Genomic DNA, 5315 nt, shown 5'->3' on the forward strand with positions numbered 1-5315 from the left:
AACTAATTAGATAGTCACTATAAAGATCTAACATGTTCATCTTCATGTTTTTATCTTCTTTCCTCATCTTAGCTTGGTTTCGGCAAAGCAATTACTCTCAAACCTACTTCCAGTATACATTCTCAGTCATTTTTTTTGGGCGCTTTCTATCTGCGTAAGGTGAGTTAGTATGAGTCGTGATTTTTAGGCGATCGCCATTTGGTGTTGAGAAATTAGGCGATCGCCTCAACAACCTATTTCCTAAAGGCGATCGCTATAACTGTGAGTCGTGATTTTAGGCGATCGCTTCAACGATATATTTCCTAAATATTTTGTTTTTTGGTGGGCGATCAACTCTCGGCGGTCGGTGTGCATGGGCGTTGTTCGATTGCGTGATTATGACTTAGATTTTTGGGCAACGATACATATCATCCCATTGATGATTTCATTCTGAATAACTTTTAATTCTAGTTTTTGTAGCTGATCACATACCCAACTTTTATCAAGACGTAACTTTCTATAAGAGCTAGTGTTCAGCACCCATCGATCTCCCTCTTTTTGATAGAGAAGATCGTAGACTTCCACAACCTTTTCATGATACTCAAGAAAACAGGTGAGAATTGTTGACTCATCACTTCTGACTGGAATAAAACGCGCTGCCCCATGAGGTTCTGTAGAAACATAGTCGCGGAAAGTCAAAACGAGTTTTCCGCTCGTAGCCAGCGCACTCTTAACGCTCAAAAGTAGAGACTGAAGTGAACTCAATGACTCCAGATGTGTCAGTGTATCGCCCATGCAAACTACGACCTGCACTTGCTCCTCAAGATATTGGGAGAAATTGAGAATATCATCGTGAATGGTGTGGATAGTGAGATTACTTGCACGATCGCTTAATTCAGACAGTAATGCTGCACAGAAATCAACAGCAACAACTGAAAAACCTAATTCTGCTAATGGAATGGACTGAAACCCCGACCCTGCTCCTAGATCGACAGCTATTCCTCCTAGGGGGGATGAACCAATCTCAAGTTGACGAAAAAGGTCATGATTGCGTTTGAGCGCCGCTTCTGGATCACCTGCCATCCAACTGTAGACAGAAGCAAGTTGTTGGTCATAGTGGTCTCTTGCTGTGTTCATTTTTTAGAATTGATGATTTGAATACACTTCAGGATGGTTAGACCTTCTAAATCTTGCAGTCGAACATAAATTTCTAATGCAATTGCGGTTTAATTACTCTACTGAGGAAAAAATACCGCAGATTTCTAATTTAAGTCAAGTGCGATCGCCGCAATTATCTATCTACTAAAGGTTTGCAGAAGGCGATCGCTATTACCGCGAGTCATGATTAATAGAGCGATCGCCTCAACAACCTATTTCCTAAAGGCGATCGCTATTGCTGTGAGTTAGTGTTTTTAGGCGATCGCCGTTCAATTGCATGTTTTGCTGTATTGGTTGATTTTTGATGGACGACTTTAACTCAAAATCACTAATACCGACTCAGAAGGACTACTATCTAACAAATAGATTTGTTCCTTATATTTAGTGATTAGAGCTACGAGAATATCACGATTACAATTGCCAATCCTCAACCAGACAAGCTTTGGTGGATGCCCATAAAGCATACTCCGTTGATAAAAATCTGAATCCTTAGAAACTATTGTAAATCCATTATTTCGAGCATATTCCCAAATATCCTCATCAGGAAATCCTTTTAATCCACAATGACGAACATGCATACTCTCTGGAAAATCTACAGATAATATGAGAGGCAATTTTGGAGACAAATTCTCATCAAACAGCAACTTCATAGGGAATCACTGTTAAACGGCGATCGCGATCGGCAGCAAACGCAAAACAAGCCTGTATATCTGCAATTGTTAAATCAGGGAAATCATCTAATACTTCTTCAATACTCATCCCACCGCCGAGATAGTCAAACACATCTGATACAGCAATGCGTGTATTAATTATGCAGGGCTTACCACTGCGAATATTTGGACTGATGCGTATGCGATCGTGATAGTTTTTCATGATCAAGATTTGCTCATAACTTACTTTTATCATAACAGCCCTCTTATAAGAATTTAGAGGTTGAGGAGCGATCGCTAATACTATGAGTCGTGATTATTAGGCGATCGCTTCAACGATATATTTTCTATAGGTTTGCTGAAGGCGATCGCTATTAGTGTGAGTTGTGGTTTATGGGCGATCGCACCAACAATCAATCTCCTAAAGGCGATCGCTATTACCGTAAGTCGTAATTATTAGGCGATCGCTCCAACAATCTATCTTCTAAAGGCGATCGCCTCAATTATCTATCTACTTAAATTTCGCTGCATTGCGATCGCTCTAACTCTCTATTAAGAATTACGTCCCGCCATCACACCACCATCCACATCCCACAATGCTCCTGTAACCCAAGAAGAACGTTCGGAGAGTAGAAATACCACTGTTTCAGCGACATCAATCGGCAATCCCACTCGACCGATGGGATGAAAACTATTGAAGCCTTGTAAAGTTGCATGAATCTCCTCAGGCTTAATAAATGCGCCATAGATAGGCGTTTCTACTACGGCAGGGGCGACAGCATTTACGCGAATATTATACTGCGCCAGTTCCATTGCCAAATGCTGCGTAAGCGAATGTAATCCCGCCTTCGCCATCGAATAAGCCGAAGATGGAGTAGCCGCGATCGCTTGGTGTGCCCACATCGATCCAATATTAACGATTGCTCCATTCCCCAACTCAGTCATGTTTCGAGCCACTTGCTGCGTTGCAAAAAATGTACCGCGATTTAGATCTAGATAGCGATCGTAATCTTCTCCACCATGATCTAAGAATGATTTAGGTGAAAACACTCCTGCTGAATTGACGAGATAGCGAACTTCAGGCAACTCAGCGGAGATCCGCTCTGTCAGTTGATTAACCTGATCGCGATCGCTAAGATCGGATTGCCAAGTTTTAATATCTCCAAATTGGTTTAGAAAAGATGAGACTTCCTCAAGCTTAGAAACATTACGCCCAACAATGGTTACGATCGCTCCATGTGTGAGAAGAGTTTTGGCGACTTCCAGACCGATGCCGCTATTTCCACCGATGATTAATGCTTGCTGATTCTTAAATTCTGTATACACGATCTTTTACCATTCCTTTTGTATTACTAACTAATTTGACGCAAGATCGCTCCAGTATCGAAAGTGATGTTCTCCTGCACGAGATTCCCATCAAGATCGAAGGAATAGATACCAACGGCGGGAATTTCAATTTGTTTGCCTGTCGGAGAAATACCACCAAATTCGCCCACGTGCTTGGCTTTGAATCCGAATTCCACTGCGATCGCATCTTGACTTTGATGGTATTTGAATATCTCAAAATCAATGTCGGCAAAAGTGCCTTCGTTACCAAACCCGACTGCAATATGAGCCTTTTCTATTTGGTCGAGACCGTTAAATCCCTCGCCATTAAAAACCATACGAGAGTGTTCTCCATAGGTGGCAGTATTGCGTTTGATGTCATGGGCGATCTCACTATCGTGATGCTCTTTGAGTAAAGCCATGGCTTCTGATGTCCGATGATCCATAAGCTTGACCGCATTTGCTGCACCCACAAATAGTTCTTTTAAAATAGATGTCATACAGTTTCCTTTAACCTTTAACTAATCATTTGAGCTGATGAGAGTATGATAGAGATTATCTTGAAACCTGAAAAGTAAGCACTTTTGGGAAAAGTACGCACTTTTTGGTACAAATTGAGTAACAGCCTCATTAATTTTTTTAGCCACGATTGATATGCCAACCACTCAAACTTCAGTTTCGGAAATGCTCGAATATATTGTTGGCTGCAAATGGTCAATGCGAATTTTAGGCTTAATTCAAGAAGGTGTCGATCGCCCTGGTGCTATTACGCGATCGCTAGATGGACTCACCACTAAGGTATTAAATGCTTGTCTGCACAAAATGGTAGATTTTGACATCTTAGAACGTATAGCATTCCCAGAAGTACCGCCCAGAGTAGAGTACAAGTTTACGCAGTTTGGACTACTATTCCTTGAAATCTTGGATAAAGTAAGAGAACTCGAAAAGAAACGACATATATCTTCATAAAGGCGATCGCTATTATTGTAAGTTGTGATTTCTAGGCGATCGCATTAACAATCTATCTTCTCAAGGCGATCGCTATTACTATGAGTCGTGATTTCTAGGCGATCGCATTAACAATCTATCTTCTCAAGGCGATCGCTGTTTGGTGTTGAGAAATTAGGCGATCGCTTCAACAATCTATTTTCTAAAGGAGATCGCTATTTCTGTGATTCGTGATTTTTAGGCGATCAACTCAATGATCGTGAAAGAAATACGGAGCAAAATCATTGGAATTTTATGCTAGAGCAAGAAGTGATAAATACTTATCTTCATAAAATAAAGCGATCGATTCAAACTCTCTTCTTAACAGACTTTCAACTTGTGAAGTCGAACAGTTACCAAGCCTAATCCAAATAACTTTTGGTGGATTCCCAAATACTAAACTGAGGTCATGCATATCTGAATCTTTTGAGACAATTATCAAATCATTAGACTTGGCATAATCCCAAACTATGGGATCGACAGTTGATTTCATGTCAACATCTCGAACGTGCAGTGAGTTAGGGAAAAGGTCAGCCAAACGGGAGGGCAATTTTGGAGACAGATTTTCATCAAAAAGTAATTTCATGCTGATATTGGCATTGTCATAAACCGACGTTCACGGTCAGCCGCATAAGCGATACAAGCTTTAAAATCTTCTCGCGTGAGATCGGGGAAATCTTCAAGGATCTCAGCCTCTGTCATATCTGAAGCTAGGTACTCAAGCACTTCATAAACTGTAATCCGCAAGCCACGCACACATGGTTTACCACTACGTTTATTTGGTTCAATCGTAATGTAATTTCGGTAGTTCATAAATCTTCTCATAGCTATGGGCTGTAGCACTAAATACATTCTACATCAAATTATTATTTCATCGACGATCGCTATTACCGCGATTCATGATTGATAGAGCGATCGCATCAACAATCTATCTCCTAAAGCCGATCGCTAATACTATGAGTCGTGATTATTAGGCGATCGCTTCAACGATATATTTTCTATAGGTTTGCTGAAGGCGATCGCTATTAGTGTGAGTCGTGAGTTATAGGCGATCGCATTAACAATCTATCTTCTCAAGGCGATCGCTATTACTATGAGTCGTGATTTCTAGGCGATCGCTTTTGATAATTACTTAGGATTAGAACTCTATTAGCTATCAGCATTTACTCCCAGTAGTAGAATATTGGGATTGCCTTTTGCTTTGTAGGTCGAAAA

8 protein-coding genes are annotated in these 5315 nt (G+C 40.7%); 1 reads left to right on the forward strand and 7 read right to left on the reverse strand.

Annotated elements, in window-relative coordinates; translation table 11 throughout:
- Positions 1–375: 375 nt before the first annotated feature.
- The 5 genes from AC805_RS14635 to AC805_RS14655 all read right to left on the reverse strand — a co-directional run bounded on the left by AC805_RS14635 (position 376) and on the right by AC805_RS14655 (position 3613).
- Positions 376–1116 carry a bifunctional 2-polyprenyl-6-hydroxyphenol methylase/3-demethylubiquinol 3-O-methyltransferase UbiG gene (locus AC805_RS14635; RefSeq protein ID WP_055076102.1) on the reverse strand — a complete coding sequence of 247 codons (741 nt, stop codon included), beginning with the start codon at positions 1114–1116 and terminating at the stop codon, positions 376–378.
- Between the two features lie 335 nt (positions 1117–1451).
- Complete coding sequence (locus AC805_RS14640; RefSeq protein WP_055076103.1) at positions 1452–1787, reverse strand: DUF5615 family PIN-like protein; 336 nt, start codon at positions 1785–1787, stop codon at positions 1452–1454.
- Positions 1771–2010: a DUF433 domain-containing protein gene (locus tag AC805_RS14645; RefSeq protein WP_055076104.1), complete on the reverse strand. Its 240-nt coding sequence runs from the start codon at positions 2008–2010 to the stop codon at positions 1771–1773. Before AC805_RS14645 ends, AC805_RS14640 begins: the two co-directional genes overlap by 17 nt.
- Positions 2011–2339: 329 nt before the next feature.
- A complete protein-coding gene (locus tag AC805_RS14650) occupies positions 2340–3113 on the reverse strand; it encodes an SDR family NAD(P)-dependent oxidoreductase (protein WP_055076105.1) in 774 nt (257 codons plus the stop codon).
- Positions 3114–3139: 26 nt separating this feature from the next.
- Entirely contained in the window at positions 3140–3613 is a 474-nt protein-coding gene (locus AC805_RS14655; RefSeq protein WP_055076106.1) for an ester cyclase, read from the reverse strand.
- A gap of 154 nt (positions 3614–3767) precedes the next feature.
- Here AC805_RS14655 and AC805_RS14660 point away from each other — a divergent pair, with 154 nt between their 5' ends.
- Positions 3768–4082, forward strand: a complete 315-nt coding sequence (locus tag AC805_RS14660; protein ID WP_055076107.1) for a helix-turn-helix domain-containing protein — start codon at positions 3768–3770, stop codon at positions 4080–4082.
- 271 nt (positions 4083–4353) lie between these two features.
- Here the strand turns inward: AC805_RS14660 and AC805_RS14665 are convergent, their stop codons facing one another.
- Together AC805_RS14665 and AC805_RS14670 are read right to left on the reverse strand one after the other, a co-directional pair.
- Complete coding sequence (locus AC805_RS14665; RefSeq protein ID WP_055076108.1) at positions 4354–4686, reverse strand: DUF5615 family PIN-like protein; 333 nt, start codon at positions 4684–4686, stop codon at positions 4354–4356.
- Positions 4683–4913, reverse strand: a complete 231-nt coding sequence (locus AC805_RS14670) for a DUF433 domain-containing protein (RefSeq protein ID WP_055076109.1) — start codon at positions 4911–4913, stop codon at positions 4683–4685. The genes AC805_RS14665 and AC805_RS14670 overlap by 4 nt, the downstream gene beginning before the upstream one ends.
- Positions 4914–5315 lie beyond the last annotated feature (402 nt).

The sequence above is a fragment of the Pseudanabaena sp. 'Roaring Creek' genome, from assembly GCF_001402795.1.
Classification (GTDB): Bacteria; Cyanobacteriota; Cyanobacteriia; order Pseudanabaenales; family Pseudanabaenaceae; genus Pseudanabaena.